Below are 24,068 nucleotides of genomic sequence, written 5' to 3' on the forward strand. Positions count from 1 at the left end.
TCCCCTTACCTGGAACCTTTCTTCTTGGAGGGCGCGCTCTGCGGCTGCTTAGCCTTGGCGCGGACCTCTTCGATGCCCCCGAGGATTTCACCCTTGAAGACCCAGACCTTGACGCCGATGACGCCGTAGGTGGTGTGAGCTTCGTAGGTCGCGTAATCGATGTCGGCACGCAGCGTATGAAGCGGCACACGGCCTTCGCGGTACCATTCGGTACGTGCGATTTCCGCACCACCAAGACGACCAGACAACTGGATCCTGATGCCGCCGGCGCCGAGGCGCATGGCGTTCTGTACGGCGCGCTTCATGGCACGACGGAACATGACACGACGCTCGAGCTGGCCGCAGACGTTCTGGGCAACGAGCTTGGCATCGAGTTCCGGCTTGCGCACTTCTTCGATGTTGACGTGAACCGGCACGCCCATCATCTGGGTGACGTCGCGACGCAGCTTGTCGACGTCCTCACCCTTCTTGCCAATCACGATGCCCGGACGGGCAGTGTGAATGGTGATACGGGCATTATTTGCCGGACGCTCGATGTGAATGCGACTAACGGAAGCGTTCTTCAGACGCTCCTCGAGGAAGCTACGCACTTCGAGATCATTATTCAGCTTGTCGGCATAAGCACCGCGCTCGGCATACCAGACCGAGTTGTGGTCTTTGACGATGCCCAGCCGAATACCTGTCGGATTTACTTTCTGACCCATCTGGTCGACTCCTACTTCTCGGCTACCATAACGGTGATGTGGCAGGTGCGCTTCAAGATACGATCCGCACGGCCCTTGGCACGCGGCTTGATACGCTTGAGCGTCATGCCCTCATCGACACAGATGGTCGAGACACGCAGCTCGTCGATGTCCATGCCGTTGTTTTCTTCCGCATTCGCGATGGCGGACTGCAGCACTTTCTTGACCAGCTTGGAGGCCTTCTTCGGTGAGAAGGTCAGCAGGTCGAGTGCTTCGGCGACAGGTTTACCGCGCACCTGGTCAGCCACCAAACGGGCCTTCTGGGCGGATAAACGAGCGCCACGCAGCTTAGCTGTGACTTCCATCTCTCAATCCTCTTTGGCTTACCGTTTGGCTTTCTTGTCCGCCGCATGACCGCGATAGGTGCGGGTAGCAGCGAATTCGCCCAGCTTGTGGCCAACCATTTCCTCGGAGACGTGCACCGGGACATGTTGACGCCCGTTATGGACCGCAATGGTGAGCCCGACCATGTTGGGCAGGATCATCGAACGACGCGACCAGGTCTTGATCGGTTTGCGGTCGTTCTTCTCCACTGCAGTCTCAACCTTCTTCAGCAGATGAAGGTCAATGAAAGGACCTTTCTTCAGTGAACGTGGCACAGCCGTTACCTCTTAATGTCTGTTACTTGGCCTTGCGGCGACGAACGATCAGCTTATCGGTGCGCTTGTTCTTGCGAGTCTTGTAACCCTTGGTGGGGACGCCCCACGGGGTAACCGGGTTACGACCACCACTGGTGCGGCCTTCACCACCACCATGCGGGTGATCCACCGGGTTCATCGCAACACCGCGAACTGTCGGGCGAACGCCACGCCAGCGTTTGGCACCGGCCTTGCCCAGTTGACGGAGGCTGTGCTCAGAGTTGCTCACTTCACCCAAGGTGGCGCGGCACTCGGCCAGAATCTTGCGCATCTCGCCGGAGCGCAGACGCACCGTGGCATAGTTGCCTTCACGCGCCACTAGCTGGGCACTGGTGCCGGCACTGCGTGCGACCTGGGCGCCTTTACCGGGCTTCAGCTCGATGCAATGCACAGTGGAACCGACCGGAATGTTACGCAGCGGAAGGGTGTTGCCCTTCTTGATCGGCGCGTTGACACCGGACTCGACGCGATCGCCAGCCTTCACACCCTTGGGTGCGATGATATAGCGACGCTCGCCGTCCAAGTACTTCAGCAGCGCGATGTGTGCGCTACGGTTCGGATCGTACTCCAGGCGCTCGACGATGGCCGGAATGCCATCCTTGATACGCTTGAAATCGACCTGACGGTAGTGCTGACGATGCCCACCACCCACGTGACGTGTGGTGATGCGACCGTTGTTGTTACGCCCACCCGAGTGCGACTGCTTTTCCAGCAGCGGCGCATACGGCCGACCCTTGTGCAGATCATCAGCGACGATCTTGACCAGGTGGCGACGACCGGGGGATGTGGGGTTGGTCTTGACGATTGCCATTATCCGTACTCCTGCCCTTATTCGGCGCCAGAGAAGTCTTCAAGGGTCTCACCCGCGGCAAGCGTTACATACGCCTTGCGGTAACCCTTGCGCTGGCCCAAGCCATTGGCGGTGCGCTTGGTCTTGCCCTTGATGTTCAGGACCTGTACACGATCAACCTTCTTACCGAACAGCACCTGAACGGCCTGCTTGATTTCCGGCTTGGTCGCGTCAGAGGCCACCTTGAACACGTACTGGTTGTTCTCGGCGGCGGAGGCGGCCTTCTCGGTCATGTGCGGACCAAGCAGAACCTTGAATACGCGTTCCTGGTTCATGCCAGCTTCTCCTCGAATTTGCGCAGGGCGGAGACGGTGACCAGCACCTTGTCGAAGGCGACCAGGCTCACCGGATCGGCGGCAGCGACGTCCACCACATCCACGTGCGGGATGTTGCGAGCGGCCAGGTAAAGGTTCTCGTCAACTTCTTCGGTGACGATCAGCGCTTTTTCCAAGCCCAGCTCGTTAAGCTTGGCGGTCAGCTGCTTGGTCTTGGGTGCGTCGACGGAAATGTCCTCGACGATGACCAGACGCTCCTGACGGACCAGCTCAGACAGAATCGAGCGGATCGCGGCACGGTACATCTTGCGGTTGACCTTCTGGGTGTAGTCCTGAGGACTAGCCGCAAAGGTCACACCACCGGCACGCCAGATCGGCGAACGGATGGTACCAGCGCGAGCGCGACCGGTGCCCTTCTGACGCCACGGCTTCTTGCCACCGCCACGCACAGCGGCGCGGTTCTTCTGAGCGCGAGTGCCCTGACGGCCGGCAGCCAGATAGGCAGTCACGACCTGATGGACCAGCGCTTCGTTGAATTCTTTGCCGAAGGTGGCGTCGGATACTTCGACTGTTCCGGCGCTAGCACCTGAAAGATTCAGATTCATTGGATCAAATCCCCTTAGCGAGCTTTCACGGCACTGCGAACAACAACGTCGCTACCCGGCGCACCCGGAACGGCGCCCTTGATAAGCAGCAGATTGCGTTCAGCGTCGACGCGCACGACTTCCAGGCTCTGCACGGTGCAGCGGACATTGCCCAGCTGACCGGCCATTTTCTTGCCCTTGAAGACGCGACCCGGGGTTTGACACATGCCGATGGAACCCGGAGCACGGTGTGCCAGGGAGTTACCATGGGTGTTGTCTTGGGTGCGGAAGTTCCAGCGCTTGACGGCGCCCTGGAAACCCTTGCCCTTGGAGGTGCCGGTCACATCAATCTTCTGACCAGCTTCAAAGAGGGATACGGTGAGCTCGCCACCCACTGCCGGAGCTTCGTCGCCTTCAGCCAGGCGGAACTCCATCAGCGAACGGCCGGCCTCGGTACCTGCCTTGGCAAACTGTCCAGCTTGCGCTTTGGTCAGGTGCTTGGCCTTGCGTGAGCCAGAGGTAACCTGCACGGCGCTGTAGCCGTCGACATCGACGGTCTTGACGCGCGTAATGCGGTTAGGCTCAACTTCGATAACGGTTACGGGCACGGATGCGCCATCTTCGGTGAAGACACGGGTCATCCCGGACTTCTTACCGACCAAACCGATAGTCATGTTCAGTCTCCTATAGTGTACGGGGCTATCACCCGCTATGGCTGCCCTTTCCAGAGCATTCCACTAGCACATTGTGTGACGCCATCCCGGCGTGACGGTGGCAGCTCGTTGAGCGGCGACCGTGAGTGTCTAGTGAGGTCTCAGTTGAGTTTGATTTGCACGTCAACGCCGGCGGCGAGATCAAGCTTCATCAGTGCATCAACGGTCTTTTCAGTGGGTTCGACGATGTCGAGCACACGCTTATGAGTGCGGATCTCATACTGGTCACGCGCGTCCTTGTTGACGTGCGGAGAAACCAGGATGGTGTAGCGCTCACGATTGGTCGGCAGCGGGATCGGACCGTGGACCTGAGCACCGGTACGCTTGGCGGTTTCAACGATCTCCGCGGCGGACTGGTCAATCAGGCGATGGTCGAACGCTTTCAACCGAATGCGAATCTTCTGGTTCTGCATTTGCCCTAAACTCCAATGGATGTCGACGGCGCGAGCCGTCTACCCACGCATTCAAAGGATGCGCATTATAGGCATGGAGTCCCGCAGAGTCAAACCCTGCAAGACAACATGCGCAGAAAGGGGGCTCCCGCAGGAGCCCCCTTCGATCATCGGGTGAGCCTAAGGCTTACTTAATGATCTTGGCGACAACACCGGCGCCGACGGTACGGCCGCCTTCGCGAACGGCGAAGCGCAGACCTTCTTCCATGGCGATCGGTGAGATCAGAGTGACAGTCATCTTGACGTTGTCACCCGGCATCACCATCTCGACGCCTTCCGGCAGCTCACAGGTACCAGTAACGTCGGTGGTACGGAAGTAGAACTGCGGACGATAGCCCTTGAAGAACGGCGTGTGACGACCACCCTCGTCCTTGGACAGCACGTAGATTTCGGCTTCGAAAATGGTGTGCGGCGTGATGCTGCCCGGCTTGGCCAGGACCTGACCACGCTCGACGTCGTCACGCTTGGTGCCGCGCAGCAGGGCGCCAACGTTCTCGCCGGCACGACCTTCGTCGAGCAGCTTGCGGAACATCTCGACACCAGTAACGGTGGTCTTGACGGTGTCCTTGAGGCCGATGATCTCGACTTCTGAACCCGGCTTGACTATGCCACGCTCGACACGACCGGTCACAACGGTACCGCGACCAGAGATGGAGAACACGTCTTCGATCGGCATCAGGAACGGCTGATCGATAGCGCGCTCCGGCTCCGGGATGTACGCGTCCATGGCCTTGATCAGGTCGGCAACGGCGGTGGTACCCATGCCGTTGTCGTCCTTGCCTTCGAGGGCCATCAGCGCGGAGCCGATGATGATCGGAGTGTCGTCACCCGGGAAGTCGTACTCGGCGAGCAGCTCGCGCACTTCCATTTCGACCAGCTCGAGCAGCTCTTCGTCGTCGACCATGTCGGCCTTGTTCAGGAACACGACGATGAACGGCACGCCGACCTGACGCGAGAGCAGGATGTGCTCACGAGTCTGCGGCATCGGGCCGTCGGCAGCGGAACAGACCAGGATAGCGCCGTCCATCTGGGCAGCACCGGTGATCATGTTCTTGACGTAGTCAGCGTGACCCGGGCAGTCGACGTGCGCGTAGTGACGCACTTCGGACTGGTATTCCACGTGAGCGGTAGAGATGGTGATACCGCGCTCACGCTCTTCCGGGGCGTTATCGATGGAGTCGAACGCACGAGCGTCGCCACCGAAGACTTCTGCAGAAACGCGTGTCAGAGCCGCTGTCAGGGTAGTCTTACCATGGTCAACGTGACCGATGGTACCGACGTTGATATGCGGTTTGGAACGTTCGAATTTTTCCTTAGCCACTGCTATAACCTCTTTACGTTAGCTAACGGTTAACCGTTCTGGTTGATGACGGCTTCCACGATACTGGAGGGAGCCTCGTCGTACTTCGCAAACTCCATGGAGTAGCTTGCACGGCCCTGGCTCTGAGAACGCAGATCGGTTGCATAACCGAACATCTCAGCCAGCGGCACCATTGCGCGGATGGTCTTCCCTGAAGAAGTATCATCCATGCCCTGCACCAGACCGCGACGACGGTTAAGATCGCCCATGACGTCACCCATGAATTCCTCGGGGGTCACGACTTCGACCTTCATCATCGGCTCCAGCAGCACGGCCTTGGCCTTCTTGGCACCTTCTTTGATCGCCATGGAAGAAGCGATCTTGAACGCGGTCTCGTTGGAGTCCACGTCGTGATAGGAACCATCGTACAGCGTGACCTTGACGTCGATCATCGGGTAGCCCGCGATGACACCGTTCTGCAGCTGTTCATAGGCCCCTTTCTCGACAGCAGGCACGTATTCCTTCGGAACCACGCCGCCGACGATTTCAGACGAAAACTTGAAGTGCATCTCCTCGTCTTCGCCCTTGTCTTCTGCCGTCAGCGGTTCGATGCGCAGATACACATGACCGAACTGACCGCGACCGCCTGACTGACGAACAAACTTGCCTTCCTGTTCGACGCTGTGACGAATGGTCTCGCGATAGGCAACCTGCGGCTTACCGATATTCGCCTCGACCTTAAACTCGCGGCGCATACGGTCAACGATGATATCGAGGTGCAGCTCACCCATACCGGAGATGATGGTCTGACCGGTTTCCTCGTCAGTCTTGACCTGGAAGGACGGATCCTCCTGAGCCAGCTTGCCGAGGGCGATACCCATCTTCTCCTGGTCAGCCTTGGACTTCGGCTCAACGGCGACCGAGATCACCGGATCCGGGAACTCCATGCGCTCGAGAATGATCTTGTCGGTCAGATCGCACAGGGTGTCACCGGTAGTGACGTCCTTCAGGCCGATGCAAGCGGCGATATCGCCGGCCAGCACTTCCTTGATCTCTTCGCGCGAGTTGGAGTGCATCTGCACGATACGGCCGACGCGCTCTTTCTTGCTCTTGACAGAGTTAAAGACGCTGTCGCCAGACTTCAAGACCCCGGAATACACACGGATGAAGGTCAGGGTACCAACGAACGGATCGGTGGCGATCTTGAAGGCCAGGGCGGCGAAGGGTGCACTGTCATCGGCCTCACGGGTCGCGATGGTGCCGTCCTTGTCGTCCAGCTCACCTTCGATGGCCTTGACCTCGGTGGGCGACGGCATGTACTCGATGACGCCATCCAGCACGGCCTGCACGCCCTTGTTCTTGAACGCGGAGCCACAGGTCACCAGGACGATTTCGTTGTCGAGGGTACGACGACGCAGACCGGCCTTGATTTCCTCGATGGAAAGATCGCCCTCTTCGAGGTACTTATCCATCAGCTCTTCGGAGGCCTCGGCAGCAGACTCGACCATCTCTTCGCGATACTTCTCGGCGGTCTCTTGCAGCTCGGCCGGGATGTCAACCAGGTCATAGTTCATGCCGTGGTTGGCTTCGTCCCACATGATCGCCTTCATCTGCAGCAGATCGACGACGCCCTTGAAGCCATCCTCGGCGCCCCAGTTGATCTGGATCGGCACCGCATTGGCGTTCAGGCGCGACTTCAGCTGGTCGAGGACCATGAAGAAATCGGCGCCGGCACGGTCCATCTTGTTGACGAACACCATGCGCGGAACTTCGTACTTGTTGGCCTGGCGCCAGACAGTCTCGGTCTGCGGCTGCACACCAGAGCTTGCACACAGCACGACGACCGCACCATCGAGCACACGCAGGGAACGTTCGACTTCGATGGTGAAGTCGACGTGTCCCGGGGTGTCGATGATATTGATGCGGTGCTCATCGAACTGCTTGTTCATGCCCTGCCAGAAGCAAGTGGTAGCGGCGGAGGTGATGGTGATACCCCGCTCCTGCTCCTGCTGCATCCAGTCCATGGTGGCCGCGCCATCATGAACCTCACCCACCTTGTGAGACAGGCCGGTGTAAAACAGGACACGCTCGGTAGTGGTGGTCTTCCCGGCGTCGACGTGGGCAACGATACCGATATTACGGTAGCGCTTAAGCGGTGTCTTACGTGCCACGGTGGAATTCCCCGTTAGTTGGAGGCGCCCAGGCATATGGGCACCTCATGTGACGAAGCCTGCTTAGAAGCGGTAGTGCGAGAAGGCCTTGTTGGCCTCCGCCATGCGGTGCACGTCTTCGCGCTTCTTCACAGCGGCGCCCTTGCCTTCGGCGGCATCGAGCATCTCACCGGCCAGACGCTGCACCATGGTCTTTTCACCACGGTTACGAGCAGCGTCGGCCAGCCAGCGCATGGCCAGAGCCTGACGGCGTGACGGACGGACTTCAACGGGCACCTGGTAAGTAGCACCACCGACACGGCGAGATTTTACCTCGACCATGGGCTGGATGGTTTCCAGCGCCTTGTCGAAAATCTCCAGCGGATCATCATTGTTGCGCGCGGTGACGTGATCCAGCGCGCCATAGACGATGCGTTCAGCTACAGACTTTTTGCCGCTGATCATGAGGTGGTTCATGAACTTTGCCAGGCGCTCACTTCCGAACTTCGGATCCGGGAGGATTTCGCGCTTCGCGACAACTCTTCTTCTAGGCATGATAAGCCCTCAAATTAAGGGGTCCTTCAGGTAAACCCGAGACTGGCATGGGCGTTCCCACGACGCTCGACCTTACTCTTATCAGACCGATGCAATAGGGTGTAGCGGTTGCGTGCGAGTCTTAGGACTTCGGACGCTTGGTGCCGTACTTGGAACGGCCCTGCTTACGATTCTGGACACCGGAGGTGTCGAGAGCGCCGCGAACGGTGTGATAGCGCACACCCGGCAAGTCCTTCACTCGGCCGCCGCGAATCAGCACGACAGAGTGTTCTTGCAGGTTGTGACCTTCACCACCGATGTAGGAGGCGACCTCATACCCGTTAGTCAAGCGAACACGGCACACCTTACGCAGTGCGGAGTTCGGCTTCTTCGGGGTAGTGGTGTATACGCGAGTGCAAACACCGCGACGTTGCGGGCAGGCCTGCAGCGCCGGGACGTCACTCTTGACGACGGGGCGCTTGCGCGGCTTGCGCACGAGCTGGTTAATAGTTGCCATGGTCTGTAGCTGACTCCAATGATTGCCTTGGCCTAACAATAGCGAGCGCGGGCGTACCCACCCCACTATTAAAGGCTGCGCATTCTACTGTCTCAGAGCAATCCGCGTCAACACCGGCGCCATTCGGCGCCGGTGTCGAGCAGGCTCCGGTTAGATCTCGTCGTCATCCGAGTCGAGGGCGGTGAGCTGGGCACCCAACTCCTGCTCGACGTCCTGGGCCGACGGCTGAACCACGCGCTCGGCGTCCTCGCGACGACGGCGACGCTCCGCATGGTGGGTAAGCCCCGTACCGGCCGGGATCAGACGGCCCACCACCACGTTTTCCTTCAGGCCGCGCAGGTAATCGCGCTTGCCTGTCACCGCCGCCTCGGTCAGCACCCGCGTGGTCTCCTGGAAGGAGGCCGCGGAGATGAACGACTCGGTGGCGAGACTCGCCTTGGTAATACCCAACAGCAGGCGATGGTACTTGGCCGGGAACTTGCCTTCCTGCTCCAGGCGCGCATTCTGCTCGAGAACACGCACCACTTCGACCTGATCACCGGTGATGAAGTCGGAGTCACCCGCATCGGTGATCTCGACCTTGCGCAGCATCTGACGCACGACCACTTCGATGTGCTTGTCGTTGATGCCCACGCCCTGGAGGCGATAGACCTCCTGCACCTCTGCAGTGATGTACTTGGCCAGCTCGCTGACGCCCAACAGACGCAGAATGTCATGCGGGTTGCTGGGACCATCGGAGATGACCTCGCCCTTCTCGACGGTTTCACCCTCGAAGACCGCAATCTGGCGCCATTTCGGGATCAGCATCTCGAACGGGTCGCCATCGGCCGGGGTAATCGTCAAGCGACGCTTGCCCTTGGTCTCCTTGCCGAAGCTGAGCACGCCGCTGACTTCAGCGAGAATCGCCGATTCCTTGGGCTTGCGCGCTTCGAACAGGTCGGCCACACGAGGCAGACCACCGGTGATGTCCTTGTTCGCCGTCGCTTCGACCGGGATACGGGCGACCACCTCACCGACACCTACCGAGGCACCGTTCTCGATCGAGACGATGGCCTTGCCGGGCAGCAGGTACTGTACCGGCGTGTTGGAGCCCGGCAGCGAGATGTGCTGACCCGCGTCGTCGGCCAGCATGATCATCGGGCGCTTGTCGCGACCCGACGCCGGACGCGCGGCGGACTCGATCACCTCGATAGAGGACAGGCCGGTCATCTCGTCCACGCTACGGTGGATGGAGACACCTTCGTCCATATCGATGTACTGAGCCTTACCTTCGACCTCGGCGACGATCGGGTGAGTGTGCGGATCCCACTTGGCGACGGTCTGTCCACCATCAACCAGCTCGCCGTCCTTGACCGACAGCTCGGCACCGTAGGGCAGCTTGTAGTACTCGCGCTCACGACCGTGATCGTCGGCGACCGCCAGGGCGCTGGAGCGGGAAACCACCACCAGCTTGCCATCGGCACGCTCTACCGACTTGATGTTGTGCAGGCGCACCTTGCCGCCGTGCTTGACCTGAACACTGTCGACAGCAGAGGCACGCGATGCCGCACCACCGATGTGGAAGGTACGCATGGTCAGCTGGGTACCCGGCTCACCGATCGACTGAGCGGCGATGACGCCGACCGCTTCACCGGTGTTGACCTGATGGCCACGCGCCAGGTCACGACCGTAACAGGCCGAGCACACGCCGTGCGGTGTGTCACAGGTGATGGTCGAGCGCACCACGATTTCGTCGACACCCATGGTGTCGAGCTCGGCACACCAGGCTTCGTCGAGCAGGGTGCCGCGCGCGATCAGCACTTCCTCGGTTGCCGGGTCGACCACGTCCTGCGCGACCACACGGCCCAGCACACGCTGTGCCAGGGAGACGATGATGTCGCCCCCTTCGATGACCGGGTGCAGCGTCAGGCCATTCTCGGTGCCGCAATCCGGCTCGGTGATCACCAGATCCTGCGCCACGTCGACCAGGCGACGCGTCAGGTAACCCGAGTTCGCCGTCTTGAGGGCCGTATCCGCCAAGCCCTTACGAGCACCGTGGGTGGAGATGAAGTACTGGAGTACGTTCAGGCCCTCACGGAAGTTGGCGGTGATCGGCGTCTCGATGATCGAGCCGTCCGGCTTGGCCATCAGGCCACGCATGCCCGCCAGCTGGCGGATCTGGGCGGCACTACCACGCGCACCGGAGTCGGCCATGATGAACACGCTGTTGAAGGAGTCCTGCTCGACCTCTTCACCATCACGGTTGATCACGTTCTCCTTGGAGATGCCGGTCATCATCGCCTTGGCGACCTTGTCATTGGCCTTGGACCAGATATCGATGACCTTGTTGTACTTCTCGCCCGCCGTCACGAGACCGGAGGAGAACTGGTCCTCGATTTCCTTCACCTCGTCCTCGGCCCCATCGACAATGCTCTTCTTGGAGTCGGGGATGACGAAGTCATTGACGCCGATTGACGCGCCGGACCAGGTGGCCAGACGGAAACCGGTGTACATCAGCTGGTCGGCAAAGACCACGGCGTCTTTCAGGCCGGTACGACGGTAGACCTCGTTGATCAGCCCGGAGATGGCCTTCTTCTTCATCGGCTGATCGACCAGCTCGAAAGGCGCTCCCTTGGGCAGGATGCTGAACAGCATCGCACGGCCGACAGTGGTGTCGTAGATCGTTGCACGCTCCACCAGTTCACCGCCCTCTTCTTCGGGCAGGAACTCGGTCAGGCGCACTTTGACACGTGCGTGCATGGAGACGCTCTGGGTCCCGAAGGCCCGCTCGACCTCCTTGAGGTCGGAGAAGATCATGCCTTCGCCCTTGGCGTTGATCTTCTCGCGGGTCATGTAATACAGACCCAGCACCACGTCCTGGGACGGCACGATGATCGGATCACCGTTGGCCGGCGACAGCACGTTATTGGTGGCCATCATCAGCGCACGGGCTTCGAGCTGGGCTTCCAGGGTCAGCGGCACGTGGACCGCCATCTGGTCACCGTCGAAGTCGGCGTTGTAGGCGGCACACACCAGCGGGTGCAACTGGATGGCCTTGCCTTCGATCAGCAGCGGCTCGAAGGCCTGGATACCCAGGCGGTGCAGCGTCGGGGCACGGTTCAGCAGCACCGGATGCTCGCGGATGACGTCGGCGAGGATGTCCCACACCTCCGGCAGCTCGCGCTCGACCATCTTCTTGGCGGCCTTGATGGTGGACGCTTGGCCGCTGGACTGCAGCTTGGAGTAGATGAACGGCTTGAACAGCTCGAGCGCCATCTTCTTCGGCAGGCCGCACTGGTGCAGACGCAGGGTCGGACCCACGGTGATCACGGAACGGCCGGAGTAGTCGACACGCTTGCCCAGCAGGTTCTGACGGAAACGCCCCTGCTTGCCCTTGATCATGTCGGCGAGCGACTTCAGCGGGCGCTTGTTGGAACCGGTGATGGCGCGACCACGACGACCGTTGTCGAGCAGCGCATCCACGGATTCCTGCAGCATGCGCTTCTCGTTGCGCACGATGATGTCCGGCGCATTGAGGTCGAGCAGACGCTTCAGGCGGTTGTTGCGGTTGATCACACGACGATACAGGTCGTTGAGATCCGAGGTCGCGAAACGACCACCATCCAGCGGCACCAGCGGACGCAGGTCCGGCGGCAGCACTGGCAGCACTTCCATGACCATCCAGGCCGGCGCGTTGCCGGACTTGGAGAAGGCCTCGAGCAGCTTGAGTCGCTTGGACAGCTTCTTGATCTTGGTCTCGGAGTTTGTCTGCGGGATTTCCTCACGCAGATGATTGATCTCCTCATCCAGATCGATGTCCTTGAGCAGCGCCTGAACGGCCTCGGCACCCATGCGGGCATCGAAGTCGTCACCAAACTCCTCGAGGGCCTCGAAATACTGCTCGTCGTTGAGCAGCTGACCACGTTCGAGGGTGGTCATGCCCGGGTCGACGACCACGAAGCTTTCGAAGTAGAGCACGCGCTCGATATCACGCAGCGTCATGTCCAGGAACATGCCGATGCGCGATGGCAGCGATTTCAGGAACCAGATGTGCGCAACCGGGCTAGCCAGTTCGATGTGGCCCATACGCTCGCGGCGAACCGCGGCCTTGGTGACCTCGACGCCGCACTTCTCGCAGATAATACCGCGGTGCTTCATGCGCTTGTACTTGCCGCACAGGCACTCGTAATCCTTCACCGGGCCAAAGATCTTGGCGCAGAACAGGCCATCACGCTCCGGCTTGAAGGTACGGTAGTTGATAGTCTCGGGCTTCTTTACTTCACCGTAAGACCAGGAGCGGATCAGGTCCGGTGACGCGAGCGTGATTCTGATCGCGTCGAACTCTTCGGACTGTGCCTGCGACTTGAGAACTTTAACCAAATCTTTCATAGGTCGGCTCCGTTGCGGAGTTGTCATAGGCGGGGGCGGCGTGTTGCCCGCCCCCGCGGACCATCTTTCTCGAGCACTGTCGTGAGTACTGTCGCCAGTACTGACTCAAGCCCCGGGTGCTTAGCCTTCCAGCTCGATGTCGATGCCCAGCGAGCGGATTTCCTTCACCAATACGTTGAAGGATTCCGGCATGCCCGCCTGCATGGAGTGATCGCCATCCACGATGCTCTTGTACATCTTGGTACGACCTTCCACGTCATCGGACTTGACCGTGAGCATCTCCTGGAGGGTATAGGCTGCACCGTAGGCTTCCAGGGCCCAGACCTCCATCTCACCGAAGCGCTGACCGCCGAACTGCGCCTTGCCGCCCAGCGGCTGCTGGGTGACCAGCGAGTACGAGCCAGTGGAGCGCGCGTGCATCTTGTCGTCGACCAGGTGGTTCAACTTGAGAATGTACATGTAGCCAACAGTGACCGGGCGATCGAAGGACTCACCGGTACGGCCATCGTAGAGCGTCATCTGGCCGGAATCCGGCAGATCGGCAAGCGTCAGCAGATGCTTGATCTCATGCTCCTTGGCACCGTCGAAGACCGGCGTTGCCATCGGCACACCACTCTTGAGGTTCTTGGCCAGGGCGATCACTTCATCGTCGGACAGCGAGCTGATGTCCTCAAGACGCGAGCCTTCGGTGTTGTAAACCTTGCCGAGGAATTCGCGAATCTCGCCAACCTGCTGCTCACGGGCGTCGCGAAGCATATGCTCGATCTTCACGCCGAGACCTCGTGCCGCCATGCCCAGGTGCGTCTCGAGGATCTGACCCACGTTCATGCGCGATGGCACGCCCAAGGGGTTCAGGACCACGTCGACCGGCTCACCGCCATCGTCAAAGGGCATATCCTCGATCGGCATGATCGCGGAGATAACACCCTTGTTACCGTGACGGCCGGCCATCTTGTCACCCGGCTGGATACGACGCTTGACGGCCATGTAGACCTTGACGATCTTCAGAACGCCCGGCGCCAGATCGTCGCCCTGTGTCAGCTTGCGCTTCTTGTCTTCGAAGCGCTCGTCCATTTCCTTGCGACGGGTTTCGAGTTGCTCATCCGCCTGAGCCAGCAGCTCATTCAGTGACTCATCCTGCATGCGCAGTTTGAACCACTGCTGACGCGGCAGTTCCTCGAGATACTCCTCGGAGAGCACATCGTCCTTCTTGAGCTTGGGCCCACCGTTGACCGGCTGACCGGCCAGGGTGCGCTTGAGGCGCTCGAAGGTCGCGTCTTCGGCGATGCGGTAAGTCTCCTGAAGGTCCTTGCGCACCTCATCGAGCTGCATCTGCTCGATGGACAGCGCGCGGGAGTCCTTCTCGACACCGTCGCGGGTAAAGACCTGGACGTCGATGACCGTGCCCTTCATGCCGGTCGGGGCACGCAGGGAGGTATCCTTCACGTCGGAGGCCTTCTCACCGAAGATGGCACGTAGCAGCTTCTCTTCCGGCGTGAGCTGGGTCTCGCCCTTGGGCGTGACCTTGCCGACCAGGATGTCGCCCGGACCGACCTCGGCACCGATATAGACCACACCGGCCTCATCGAGTTTGCCCAGTGCGGACTCGCCAACGTTGGGGATATCCGAGGTAATTTCCTCGGCACCCAGCTTGGTGTCGCGAGATACGCAGGTCAGTTCCTGGATATGGATGGTGGTGAAGCGATCTTCCTGCACCACGCGCTCCGAGAACAGAATGGAGTCCTCGAAGTTGTAGCCGTTCCAGGGCATGAAGGCGATGCGCATGTTCTGGCCAAGCGCCAGATCGCCCATGTCGACGGACGGGCCGTCGGCAAGGATGTCGTCCTTCGAGACCCTGTCACCCGGGCGCACGATCGGGCGCTGGTTCATGCAGGTGTTCTGGTTCGAACGGGTGTACTTGGTGAGGTTGTAGATATCCACACCGGCTTCACCGCCGATGATTTCATCTTCATTGACCCGCACCACGACACGCCGCGCATCCACCGAGTCGATCACGCCACCGCGGCGAGCCACGGCACAGACACCGGAGTCACGGGCGACGAAACGCTCCATGCCGGTACCGACCAGCGGCTTGTCCGCACGCAGTGTCGGCACAGCCTGACGCTGCATGTTGGCACCCATCAGGGCGCGGTTGGCGTCATCGTGCTCGAGGAACGGGATCAGGGCCGCGGCCACGGACACCACCTGACGCGGCGACACGTCCATCATGGTGACCTTGTCCGGCGCCATGAAGGTAGTCTCGCCGCGGTGACGGACCTGCACCAGGTCATCGACCAGGTAGCCGTTCTCGTCGACGGTCGCAGACGCCTGAGCGATGACGAAGTTGCCCTCTTCGATCGCCGACAGCTGCATCACGTCATCGGTGATCTGACCATCCACCACCTTGCGATACGGCGTCTCGAGGAAACCGTAGCTGTTGGTGTGGCTGTAGGTCGCCAGCGAGTTGATCAGGCCGATGTTCGGGCCTTCCGGCGTCTCGATCGGGCACAGACGGCCATAGTGAGTGGCGTGAACGTCACGCACCTCGAAGCCGGCACGCTCACGAGTCAGACCGCCCGGGCCGAGGGCCGAGACGCGACGCTTGTGAGTGACCTCGGACAGCGGGTTGTTCTGGTCCATGAACTGAGACAGCTGGCTCGAACCGAAGAACTCTTTCACCGCCGCCGCAACCGGCTTGGCGTTGATCAGGTCCTGCGGCATCAGGCCTTCGCTCTCGGCCATCGACAGGCGTTCCTTGACCGCACGCTCGACACGCACCAGGCCAACACGGAACTGGTTCTCGGCCATCTCGCCGACGCAACGGATACGACGGTTGCCCAGGTGGTCGATATCGTCGACATCGCCGAAGCCGTTGCGGATCGCAATCAGCTCCTTGAGCACATCGAGGATGTCGCCATTGTCCAGCACGCCGGAGCCGGTATCGGCATCACGACGCAGACGGCGATTGAACTTCATCCGCCCCACGCCCGACAGGTCGTAGCGATCTTCGGTGAAGAACAGGTTGTGGAACAGCGTCTCGGCGGCTTCCTTGGTCGGCGGCTCACCGGGGCGCATCATGCGGTAGATCTCGACCAACGCCTCGAGCTGGCTGCGCGTGCTATCCAGCTTGAGGGTATCGGAGATGAAAGGACCGCAATCCAGGTCGTTGGTGTACAACGTCTGAAGCATCGTGATGCCGGCGGTAGCCAGCTTCTCGAGTAGCTCGGCGGTAATCTCGGAGTTGCACTCGCAGATCAGCTCGCCGGTCTTCGGATCGACCTGATCCTTGGCCAGCGTCTTGCCGTAGAGATACTCCATCGGCACTTCGAGACGCTCAAGCCCAGACTTTTCCATCTGGCGGATGTGCTTCTGGGTGATGCGACGCCCTTCCTCGACGATCACGCTGCCATCGGCATCCTTGATGTCGAAGGTCGCGGTCTCGCCGCGCAGACGCGACGGCACCAGCTCCACCGAGAACCCGCTCTTCTCGATATGGAAGATGCTGGTTTCGAAGAAGTGATCGAGGATCTCCTCGGCGCTCATGCCCAGCGCGCGCAGCAGCACGGACGCCGGCAACTTGCGGCGACGGTCGATACGCACGAAGACGTTGTCCTTGGGATCGAACTCGAAGTCGAGCCAGGAGCCGCGGTAAGGGATAACCCGCGCGGAGTACAAGAGCTTGCCTGACGAGTGGCTCTTGCCCTTATCATGGTCGAAGAACACACCCGGCGAGCGATGCAACTGAGAGACGATGACGCGTTCGGTACCGTTGACCACGAAGGTACCGTTCTCGGTCATCAGGGGGATTTCCCCCATGTAAACTTCCTGCTCCTTGATATCCTTGATCGCCTTGTTCGATGATTCACGATCGTAGATGATCAGGCGCACCTTGACGCGCAGCGGTGCCGAATAGGTGACCCCGCGCAGCTGACATTCCTTGACGTCGAAGGCCGGCGTGCCGAAACGATAGCTGACATACTCGAGAGCAGCGTTGCCCGAGAAGCTCTCGATCGGGAATACGGACTTGAAGGCGGCATGCAGGCCGAGCTCGAGCCGCTCTTCCGGCGAGCGATCCTGCTGGAGGAAGTCGTAGTAGGAATCAAGCTGGATGGCCAGCAGGTAGGGCACATCCATCACTTGGGGCAGTTTGCCGAAATCCTTGCGGATGCGTTTTTTCTCAGTGTATGAGTAAGCCATCTGTATTCCCCAGCTTGTTCACCATGGGTGACCGATGCGAGTCGGCGCCACCTGACGGGATGGGTCCCGTCAGGCGCTGACGGCAAGCCCCCTCATGGAAGCTCGCCGTCGGAATTCGGCTAGCGGCGTCGCCTAAAGGCGGGCAGCTAGTAACAACAGAAAAAGGCCGGTAGCGGGAAGCCCGCCACCAGCCGTGGAAGCTTACGCAGCGCGTGAAGCCGTGGGCACAAGAATTACTTGAGCTCCACGCTCGCGCCGGCTTCTTCCAGCTTCTTCTTCGCTTCTTCAGCGTCGTCCTTGGACATCGCTTCCTTGAGGGTCGCCGGCGCGCCGTCGACGGCACCCTTGGCTTCCTTCAGGCCGAGACCAGTGATCTCGCGGACGGCCTTGATGACGTTGACTTTCTTGTCGCCAGCGGCAGTCAGCACCAGGTCGAATTCAGTCTGCTCTTCTTCAGCTTCGGCTTCACCGCCACCCGGGCCGGCAACAACAGCGGCAGCTGCGGTCACGCCGAATTTCTCTTCCATCGCTTCAATCAGACCAGCCACTTCCATGACGGTCATGTCGGCGACAGCGTTGATGATGTCTTCTTGGGTAAGTGCCATGTTCAATTTCCTAGACTTTGCGGAGCCTCGGCCAGGTGACCAAGTGCTCATGATTCAATGATCGGTTCAGGCTACTCAGAGAAGCGCGCCAATCAGGCAGCGGCCGCTTCTTCCTTCTGGTCGCGCAATGCCGCGAGAGTACGAACCAGCTTGCCGGCAGAAGCTTCCTTCATGACGGACATCAGCTTGGCGATCGCCTCATCGTGTGTCGGCAGCGTGGCCAGACGGTCAAGGTCGGAAGCCGGGATGAGCTCACCGTCATATGCCAGCGCCTTGACTTCGAAGTCCTTCTGACCCTTGGAGAACTCCTTGAACAGACGGGCGGCAGCGCCCGGGTGCTCGTAGGAGAAGGCCAACATGGTCGGACCCGAGAAAGTCTCGTCCAGGATCTCCCAGGGAGTTCCGGACAGGGCGCGACGTGCCAGCGTGTTGCGAACAACACGAATTTGCACGCCATTCTCGCGCGCCTGCTTACGCAGGTCGGTCATGGCTCTAACGTCCACACCGCGAGAATCGGCAACTACGACGGAAAGAGCGTCCTTAGCGGCCTCACTGACCTCGGCAACAATTGCTTTCTTGCCTTCGAGAGCTAGTGGCACAGTGATCACTCCTTCGTGCCGGGACCAAGAGGCTCATGCCTCCGAGTTCCGGGGGTTACCATCTCCCCTTACCTATGGGTAAGAGGGCTTGGGTGATGGTGCACACCAGTAGCTGGCGGCCACACCATCTGCGCAGGCATCCCTTCCGGGAAGATTAAGCCAAGCCTTGCAGGCAAGGCTTGGCGCCTACGGTCTTTGACGGCGCCCCGAACTCCACGAAGAAGAGCGGGGACCGCAAAGTATCTTTGGCTACGCCGATCACACGTAAGAGGAGTGATCGACGGTCAGACCCGGGCCCATGGTGGTGGACAGGGTCAGCTTCTTGAAATACACACCCTTGGACGTGCTGGGCTTGAGACGCTTGAGATCTGCGACCAGTGCTTCCAGGTTGCCGCGGATATCGTCAGCTGCGAAATCCACTTTGCCCAGGGTAGTGTGAATGATGCCGTTCTTGTCGGTACGGAAACGCACCTGACCGGCCTTGGCGTTCTTGACCGCGGTGGCAACGTCCGGCGTCACGGTGCCGACCTTCGGGTTCGGCATCAGGCCACGCGGACCGAGGATCTGGCCCAGCTGACCGACGACGCGCATGGCGTCCGGCGAGGCGATGACCACGTCAAAGTCGAGTTGACCTTTCTTGACCTGTTCGGCCAGGTCATCCATGCCCACGATGTCGGCGCCGGCTTCTTTAGCGGCATCGACGTTGGCACCCTGGGTGAACACGGCGACGCGAACGTCCTTGCCAGTGCCGTTGGGCATGACGGTAGCGCCACGCACGACCTGGTCGGATTTCCGCGGATCAACGCCCAGATTGATGGCGACGTCGAGGGATTCCTTGAAGTTGACGGTGGACAGCTCGCCGAGGAGTGCCACTGCGTCATCCAGAGAATAGACCTTGGACGTGTCGACCTGCTCTTTGATCTTCAGAGCGCGCTTGGACTGTTTAGCCATGATCAGAGACCCTCCACGTTGAGGCCCATGCTGCGGGCGCTACCGGCAATGGTACGCACCGCGGCGTCAAGATCAGCAGCCGTTAGATCCGGCTCCTTGGTCTTGGCGATCTCTTCGAGCTGCTCGCGGGTCACGGTACCGACCTTCTTCTTGTTCGGCTCACCAGAGCCGGACTTGATACCAGCGGCTTTCTTCAGCAGGACGGCGGCAGGCGTCGTCTTGGTAACGAAAGTAAAGCTGCGGTCGGAGTAAACAGTGATCACGACCGGCGTCGGCAGGCCGGCTTCTTTATCCTGGGTTTCTGCGTTGAACTGCTTGCAGAATTCCATGATATTGACGCCGTGCTGACCCAGCGCGGGGCCCACGGGGGGACTCGGATTGGCTTTACCAGCTGCGACCTGCAGCTTGATGTAAGCCTGTACTTTCTTGGCCATGTTAGGACTCCAGTTGGGTGCTAGCGCCTTTCGGCTCCCCGGTTGAACAACCGCCTCGGCGGCTTGACTACAGCGCGATCACTTAACAGCAATCACGCAACCCATCGAGAATCAGTCTTTCTCGACCTGGGCGAATTCGAGTTCGACAGGCGTCGCACGCCCAAAGATCAGCACGCTGACCTGGACACGACTCTTGTCGTAATTGACCTCTTCGACCACGCCATTGAAATCGGCAAAAGGCCCATCAATGACACGAACGGACTGACCCGGCTCGAAGACAGTCTTGGGCCGCGGCTTATCTGTGCCGTCTTGAACACGGCGCAGGATAGCGTCGGCCTCTTTCTGGCTGATCGGCGCCGGCTTTTCCTTGGTTCCACCGATGAAACCAAGAACACGCGGCGTCTCGTTAACCAGATGCCACGTCGCGTCGTCCATTTCCATTTCAACCAGCACGTAGCCGGGATAGAACTTGCGCTCACTCTTACGGCGCTTGCCGTCACGCATCTCGACAACTTCTTCGGTCGGCACCAGAATCTCGCCGAAGCGATCTTCCATGCCATACATCTTCACGCGCTCATTGAGTGAGCGCATGACATGTTTTTCGAAGCTGGAGTAGGCATGCACGACATACCAACGCTTGGACATGGAATCTCCTAACCAATGACGCCGGACATCGCCCAGCCAAGAAGGGTATCAATTAGCCACAGCATCAGGCCTACCACCAACACTGCCACCATGACGATCGCGGTGGTCTGGATGGTTTCTTGGCGGGTCGGCCAGACGACGCGCTGAATTTCCTTGCGCGCATTGCGGGCCAGCTCCAGGAGATTGCGCCCCTTGGTGGTGGTAATGGCCACACCAGCAGCGGCTGCGCATACGGCAACCACACCTAACACGCGGTAGAGCAGCGCTTGATCGGCGAAATAGGAGTTACCAACTACGGCAACGACTATCAGAGAGACGACAACCGCCCACCTGAGCCCGTCGTGGCGCGACTCCTGCACCTCGGCGTTTAGTTTCATGCGAACGAGACTCCTCAGGGTGCAGCAATCGAAACATGAAAGTATATGGGATATCACCAGCCTGGGGAAGACTGGCAGGCCAGGAGGGAATCGAACCCCCAACCTGCGGTTTTGGAGACCGCTGCTCTGCCAATTGAGCTACTGGCCTGTATCTACGCTTTCACCGAAAACCCTTTGCAGGCTTCCTGTGAACAGCGGGCGCTATCATAGCGAAAGCACCCCTGCCTGGCAACCCCCAGCATAGCGCTGGGGAAAAAGAAAAGGCGAGCTCTTAGCTCGCCTTTTCCAAATGGAGCTCGTGGGCGGATTTGAACCGCCGACCTCACCCTTACCAAGGGTGTGCTCTACCCCTGAGCTACACGAGCAAAACATATACAGCAAAAACTGGAGCGGGCAGCGGGGATCGAACCCGCATCATCAGCTTGGAAGGCTGAGGTTCTACCATTGAACTATGCCCGCCGACCCGCTCTCACCACCGAATCGACATCAGGCGCTTCGGCTAAATTTGGTGGAGGGAGAAGGATTCGAACCTTCGAAGCTTTCGCGGCAGATTTACAGTCTGCTCCCTTTGGCCACTCGGGAATCCCTCCGATCTTCGCGGTAAATTCTACCGCTTTTCGCAGCAATGTCAAACGCTTACTAATGCTTTCAAGCCGAGGCTCGAATACGCTTGCCCTGCGAACGCGATGCATTCTGTCAAAGGAGCATGGAGAATGCAAGGCTTGCGCGAATTTTCTCCAGCGCCACCGGTGAAGGGACCTCCGGCGAGCCCGACAGCCGCCCCGCTCTTTCAGCAGCGGTCCGCGGGAAGCAGGCCTCCAGCCCGCCATAGACCATGTCCGGCCAAACGGCATGCGGCACGCGAACGCCCCGTGACACCACGCGGGCATCGCCACCGGTCAGCAGCATCGGTAACGCCACCCCTTCCCGATCACAAACTTCGCCGTAGATACGGTTCACGGCACTGACTGCTGCCATATAGATGCCGTGATTGACTGCCTCGACGGTATTGCGTCCCGGCGCAAGGAGCTCATCGGCCTCGCTGTCGGGATCGATCGCCACGTTGCGTGTCCCGAGCTTAAGACTCTCCTTCATCAGCCGCAAGCCAGGAAGAATATAGCCGCCGAGATGACGTCCGCCGGGGAGCACGAAATCGATGGTGATCGCACTGCCGCAATCCACCGTGCAGCAGGCGCCGGCCAGCTGGTAACTTGCCAGCGCTCCCAGCCAGCGATCCACGCCAAGCCTGCCAGGATCGTCATAGCCATTGACCACGCCAAGTGACTCGCGAACCGGCCGTGCCACGTGGACCACGCCCACCTCGTGGCGCAGGAGCTCGACAGTCTCCTTGAGTACCTTCTGGCGCGCCACACTGGAGATACGTACCGCCCGCACCACGTCCAGATCAGGAATATCCGCGCCAGGGCGCCACTCTTCACGCGTCCAGACCGCGCCGCGGGACCGGATTTCACTGCTCACACTGTCCTTGAGACGCCACTTCGACAGGGTGTTGCCGATATCCAGATCCAGAATCATGAACGGCCACGCACGCTGATTTCACCGCTTGCCAGAGCTCGCCTCTCACCATTCTGCCACACCAGGAGATTACCCGCGGCATCCACCCCTTCGGCCACCGCCTCTTCGCGGCGTGGCCCCTGGATGATATCGATAGTCTGGCCGGCATGAGCATGACGCGCGTTCCATGCCTCCTGCCAGGCGGAAAAACCTTCCTGTTCGAAGCGCGGCAGCAAGGTCAGCAGGGCATCGATGAAGTCCGCCGCCAGTCGGTTACGGCTGACCCCTGGCTGTTGATCATGCACCGCCGCGACAGGCTGGTCGATCTCCTGACGCACCGCGTCGGGGAGCGTGACATTGAGCCCCAGACCGATCACCACCTCACAGGGGCCCGACAGATCGCCACTGACCTCGAGCAGGATACCGGCGAGCTTACGCGATGACCCCTGCCCAAGGACCAGGACATCATTGGGCCATTTCAAGGCCACCTCGACACCATGGCGCTCCAACACCTCGGCGAGTGCCACGCCGACCGCCAGGCTCAACCCTTCCAGTGCCGCGGCACCGGATTCGAACCGCCACCCCAGGGACATCAGCAGACCACGCCCCCAGGGGCAAGCCCAGGCGCGCCCACGCCGACCTCTACCGGCGCTTTGCGCTTCGCTCAGGCATACTTCACCATGTCCGGCACCCTGCTCGAAGCGCTCGCGCAGGTAACGGTTGGTCGAAGGGAGACTTTCCTCTATGAAAAGCCGAGCCATCTGCTGGCGGCTGTCATGAGACAGCTCCGCGATGATTGCCGGCCCTTCCAGCAGCTCAATGGGGACGGCCAGACGGTAACCTAGCCCCTTGACCGCCTCGAGGGGGATATCCATTGCCTCGAGTTTCTTGAGCTGCTTCCAGACAGCAGTACGGGATACGCCCAGACGCTCACCCAACTGCTCGCCGGAGTGAAAATCACCGTCACTCAACAAGCGAATCAGTTCACCGATGGTCATGCGCACCTTCCCGCCCAAAAAACCGTCATTCTAGCGGATGGTGGCGCCCCCCGGAAATCATCGCGACCAAAGTTGCCCATCGCATGCCCTGATCTGCCCTTCTTTAATTACCCAGATCAGCAGCTCCCTGGAGCATGGCATCCAACGACCGACCGACACGTGCAAGGATAAAGCCTGTGAGAAGCGGGCTACCGACCCCGTGTCGAGACCAATAATATTACCCCCTCCCCTGATTCCTGCACCTTACAGGCGCACATGACCCACCTGTAAGGCCACGTGCACACGGAGTCGTCATATAAGAGCGCTGTATAAGTGCCCTGCATAAGAGCCCTGATCCAGCGACCGGGGGTAGGCAGGAAAGGAGCAGAGAAGCGCCCGGGATGAGCACCGTCGCTTCTCGCTTCGGCTTCTGGGGAGAAGTCGCTGGTGGCCGTCGTTGCAGGCGCCATTAGCGGGGCTGTGGCCGGTCTTTCGTCCAGCCATAAAAAAACCCCGGCCTGTAAGGGCCGGGGTTTCTTCAGTGTAAGTGCCTGACGATGACCTACTCTCGCATGGAGAGACTCCACACTACCATCGGCGCTAAGCGGTTTCACTTCCGAGTTCGGCATGGGATCGGGTGGTTC

At 60.2% G+C, this 24,068-nt stretch carries 22 protein-coding genes, 4 tRNA genes and 1 rRNA gene; all 27 read right to left on the reverse strand.

Going from position 1 to position 24,068, the window contains the following annotated elements; genetic code table 11:
- Positions 1 to 5: 5 nt before the first annotated feature.
- Positions 6 to 704, reverse strand: a complete 699-nt coding sequence (gene rpsC, locus HF027_RS10625) for a 30S ribosomal protein S3 (RefSeq protein ID WP_168015524.1) — start codon at positions 702 to 704, stop codon at positions 6 to 8.
- A gap of 11 nt (positions 705 to 715) precedes the next feature.
- Complete coding sequence (gene rplV / locus HF027_RS10630; RefSeq protein WP_136255931.1) at positions 716 to 1,048, reverse strand: 50S ribosomal protein L22; 333 nt, start codon at positions 1,046 to 1,048, stop codon at positions 716 to 718.
- 18 nt (positions 1,049 to 1,066) lie between these two features.
- Positions 1,067 to 1,342: a 30S ribosomal protein S19 gene (gene rpsS / locus HF027_RS10635; protein WP_072824351.1), complete on the reverse strand. Its 276-nt coding sequence runs from the start codon at positions 1,340 to 1,342 to the stop codon at positions 1,067 to 1,069.
- A gap of 22 nt (positions 1,343 to 1,364) precedes the next feature.
- The gene (rplB, locus tag HF027_RS10640; RefSeq protein ID WP_168015526.1) at positions 1,365 to 2,192 is read right to left on the reverse strand and encodes a 50S ribosomal protein L2; all 828 of its coding nucleotides are present in this window, start codon (positions 2,190 to 2,192) and stop codon (positions 1,365 to 1,367) included.
- A 17-nt stretch (positions 2,193 to 2,209) separates the two neighbouring features.
- On the reverse strand, positions 2,210 to 2,506 hold the full coding sequence (gene rplW / locus HF027_RS10645) for a 50S ribosomal protein L23 (RefSeq protein ID WP_168015528.1): 297 nt from the start codon (positions 2,504 to 2,506) through the stop codon (positions 2,210 to 2,212).
- On the reverse strand, positions 2,503 to 3,111 hold the full coding sequence (rplD, locus tag HF027_RS10650) for a 50S ribosomal protein L4 (RefSeq protein WP_136255933.1): 609 nt from the start codon (positions 3,109 to 3,111) through the stop codon (positions 2,503 to 2,505). Before rplD ends, rplW begins: the two co-directional genes overlap by 4 nt.
- Before the next feature lie 14 nt (positions 3,112 to 3,125).
- A complete protein-coding gene (gene rplC, locus HF027_RS10655) occupies positions 3,126 to 3,764 on the reverse strand; it encodes a 50S ribosomal protein L3 (RefSeq protein WP_168015530.1) in 639 nt (212 codons plus the stop codon).
- A 140-nt stretch (positions 3,765 to 3,904) separates the two neighbouring features.
- Positions 3,905 to 4,216 (reverse strand): 30S ribosomal protein S10, encoded by a 312-nt coding sequence (gene rpsJ / locus HF027_RS10660; RefSeq protein WP_136255935.1) that lies wholly within the window; start codon positions 4,214 to 4,216, stop codon positions 3,905 to 3,907.
- 166 nt (positions 4,217 to 4,382) lie between these two features.
- Positions 4,383 to 5,576 carry an elongation factor Tu gene (gene tuf / locus HF027_RS10665; protein ID WP_168015532.1) on the reverse strand — a complete coding sequence of 398 codons (1,194 nt, stop codon included), beginning with the start codon at positions 5,574 to 5,576 and terminating at the stop codon, positions 4,383 to 4,385.
- A gap of 29 nt (positions 5,577 to 5,605) precedes the next feature.
- Positions 5,606 to 7,726, reverse strand: a complete 2,121-nt coding sequence (gene fusA, locus HF027_RS10670; protein ID WP_168015534.1) for an elongation factor G — start codon at positions 7,724 to 7,726, stop codon at positions 5,606 to 5,608.
- A 63-nt stretch (positions 7,727 to 7,789) separates the two neighbouring features.
- Positions 7,790 to 8,260, reverse strand: a complete 471-nt coding sequence (gene rpsG, locus HF027_RS10675; RefSeq protein ID WP_136255938.1) for a 30S ribosomal protein S7 — start codon at positions 8,258 to 8,260, stop codon at positions 7,790 to 7,792.
- Between the two features lie 121 nt (positions 8,261 to 8,381).
- Positions 8,382 to 8,756, reverse strand: coding sequence for a 30S ribosomal protein S12 (gene rpsL / locus HF027_RS10680; protein ID WP_168015536.1), 375 nt, complete (start codon positions 8,754 to 8,756; stop codon positions 8,382 to 8,384).
- 150 nt (positions 8,757 to 8,906) lie between these two features.
- Complete coding sequence (rpoC, locus tag HF027_RS10685; RefSeq protein ID WP_168015538.1) at positions 8,907 to 13,124, reverse strand: DNA-directed RNA polymerase subunit beta'; 4,218 nt, start codon at positions 13,122 to 13,124, stop codon at positions 8,907 to 8,909.
- 120 nt (positions 13,125 to 13,244) lie between these two features.
- On the reverse strand, positions 13,245 to 17,321 hold the full coding sequence (gene rpoB / locus HF027_RS10690) for a DNA-directed RNA polymerase subunit beta (RefSeq protein ID WP_168015540.1): 4,077 nt from the start codon (positions 17,319 to 17,321) through the stop codon (positions 13,245 to 13,247).
- Between the two features lie 233 nt (positions 17,322 to 17,554).
- The gene (rplL, locus tag HF027_RS10695; RefSeq protein WP_168015542.1) at positions 17,555 to 17,926 is read right to left on the reverse strand and encodes a 50S ribosomal protein L7/L12; all 372 of its coding nucleotides are present in this window, start codon (positions 17,924 to 17,926) and stop codon (positions 17,555 to 17,557) included.
- A gap of 92 nt (positions 17,927 to 18,018) precedes the next feature.
- A complete protein-coding gene (rplJ, locus tag HF027_RS10700; RefSeq protein ID WP_168015544.1) occupies positions 18,019 to 18,525 on the reverse strand; it encodes a 50S ribosomal protein L10 in 507 nt (168 codons plus the stop codon).
- A gap of 258 nt (positions 18,526 to 18,783) precedes the next feature.
- Complete coding sequence (gene rplA / locus HF027_RS10705; RefSeq protein ID WP_168015546.1) at positions 18,784 to 19,476, reverse strand: 50S ribosomal protein L1; 693 nt, start codon at positions 19,474 to 19,476, stop codon at positions 18,784 to 18,786.
- Positions 19,477 to 19,478: 2 nt separating this feature from the next.
- Positions 19,479 to 19,910, reverse strand: coding sequence for a 50S ribosomal protein L11 (gene rplK, locus HF027_RS10710; protein ID WP_136255945.1), 432 nt, complete (start codon positions 19,908 to 19,910; stop codon positions 19,479 to 19,481).
- A 111-nt stretch (positions 19,911 to 20,021) separates the two neighbouring features.
- The gene (nusG, locus tag HF027_RS10715; protein WP_136255946.1) at positions 20,022 to 20,555 is read right to left on the reverse strand and encodes a transcription termination/antitermination protein NusG; all 534 of its coding nucleotides are present in this window, start codon (positions 20,553 to 20,555) and stop codon (positions 20,022 to 20,024) included.
- An 8-nt stretch (positions 20,556 to 20,563) separates the two neighbouring features.
- A complete protein-coding gene (secE, locus tag HF027_RS10720; RefSeq protein ID WP_168015548.1) occupies positions 20,564 to 20,932 on the reverse strand; it encodes a preprotein translocase subunit SecE in 369 nt (122 codons plus the stop codon).
- A 72-nt stretch (positions 20,933 to 21,004) separates the two neighbouring features.
- A tRNA-Trp gene (locus HF027_RS10725) sits at positions 21,005 to 21,080 on the reverse strand.
- Between the two features lie 142 nt (positions 21,081 to 21,222).
- Positions 21,223 to 21,297 (reverse strand) — tRNA-Thr (locus HF027_RS10730).
- Positions 21,298 to 21,317: 20 nt separating this feature from the next.
- Positions 21,318 to 21,391: transfer RNA gene (locus tag HF027_RS10735), tRNA-Gly, on the reverse strand.
- Positions 21,392 to 21,438: 47 nt separating this feature from the next.
- A tRNA-Tyr gene (locus HF027_RS10740) sits at positions 21,439 to 21,522 on the reverse strand.
- Positions 21,523 to 21,628: 106 nt separating this feature from the next.
- Positions 21,629 to 22,468 carry a type III pantothenate kinase gene (locus tag HF027_RS10745; protein ID WP_168015550.1) on the reverse strand — a complete coding sequence of 280 codons (840 nt, stop codon included), beginning with the start codon at positions 22,466 to 22,468 and terminating at the stop codon, positions 21,629 to 21,631.
- A complete protein-coding gene (locus HF027_RS10750) occupies positions 22,465 to 23,445 on the reverse strand; it encodes a biotin--[acetyl-CoA-carboxylase] ligase (RefSeq protein WP_168015552.1) in 981 nt (326 codons plus the stop codon). Before HF027_RS10750 ends, HF027_RS10745 begins: the two co-directional genes overlap by 4 nt.
- Before the next feature lie 528 nt (positions 23,446 to 23,973).
- Positions 23,974 to 24,068, reverse strand: a 5S ribosomal RNA gene (rrf, locus tag HF027_RS10755); the annotation flags it as partial.

This window comes from Halomonas salinarum, from assembly GCF_012062845.1.
Classification (GTDB): domain Bacteria; phylum Pseudomonadota; class Gammaproteobacteria; order Pseudomonadales; family Halomonadaceae; genus Onishia; species Onishia salinarum.

Bases quoted from the DNA above. Each gene is read 5' to 3' on its own strand.
- rpsC (WP_168015524.1), bottom strand. From the start codon at position 704: ATGGGTCAGAAAGTAAATCCGACAGGTATTCGGCTGGGCATCGTCAAA.
- rplV (WP_136255931.1), bottom strand. From the start codon at position 1,048: ATGGAAGTCACAGCTAAGCTGCGTGGCGCTCGTTTATCCGCCCAGAAG.
- rplB (WP_168015526.1), bottom strand. From the start codon at position 2,192: ATGGCAATCGTCAAGACCAACCCCACATCCCCCGGTCGTCGCCACCTG.
- rplW (WP_168015528.1), bottom strand. From the start codon at position 2,506: ATGAACCAGGAACGCGTATTCAAGGTTCTGCTTGGTCCGCACATGACC.
- rplD (WP_136255933.1), bottom strand. From the start codon at position 3,111: ATGAATCTGAATCTTTCAGGTGCTAGCGCCGGAACAGTCGAAGTATCC.
- rplC (WP_168015530.1), bottom strand. From the start codon at position 3,764: ATGACTATCGGTTTGGTCGGTAAGAAGTCCGGGATGACCCGTGTCTTC.
- rpsJ (WP_136255935.1), bottom strand. From the start codon at position 4,216: ATGCAGAACCAGAAGATTCGCATTCGGTTGAAAGCGTTCGACCATCGC.
- rpsG (WP_136255938.1), bottom strand. From the start codon at position 8,260: ATGCCTAGAAGAAGAGTTGTCGCGAAGCGCGAAATCCTCCCGGATCCG.
- rpsL (WP_168015536.1), bottom strand. From the start codon at position 8,756: ATGGCAACTATTAACCAGCTCGTGCGCAAGCCGCGCAAGCGCCCCGTC.
- rpoC (WP_168015538.1), bottom strand. From the start codon at position 13,124: ATGAAAGATTTGGTTAAAGTTCTCAAGTCGCAGGCACAGTCCGAAGAG.
- rpoB (WP_168015540.1), bottom strand. From the start codon at position 17,321: ATGGCTTACTCATACACTGAGAAAAAACGCATCCGCAAGGATTTCGGC.
- rplL (WP_168015542.1), bottom strand. From the start codon at position 17,926: ATGGCACTTACCCAAGAAGACATCATCAACGCTGTCGCCGACATGACC.
- rplA (WP_168015546.1), bottom strand. From the start codon at position 19,476: ATGGCTAAACAGTCCAAGCGCGCTCTGAAGATCAAAGAGCAGGTCGAC.
- rplK (WP_136255945.1), bottom strand. From the start codon at position 19,910: ATGGCCAAGAAAGTACAGGCTTACATCAAGCTGCAGGTCGCAGCTGGT.
- nusG (WP_136255946.1), bottom strand. From the start codon at position 20,555: ATGTCCAAGCGTTGGTATGTCGTGCATGCCTACTCCAGCTTCGAAAAA.
- secE (WP_168015548.1), bottom strand. From the start codon at position 20,932: ATGAAACTAAACGCCGAGGTGCAGGAGTCGCGCCACGACGGGCTCAGG.
- HF027_RS10745 (WP_168015550.1), bottom strand. From the start codon at position 22,468: ATGATTCTGGATCTGGATATCGGCAACACCCTGTCGAAGTGGCGTCTC.
- HF027_RS10750 (WP_168015552.1), bottom strand. From the start codon at position 23,445: ATGACCATCGGTGAACTGATTCGCTTGTTGAGTGACGGTGATTTTCAC.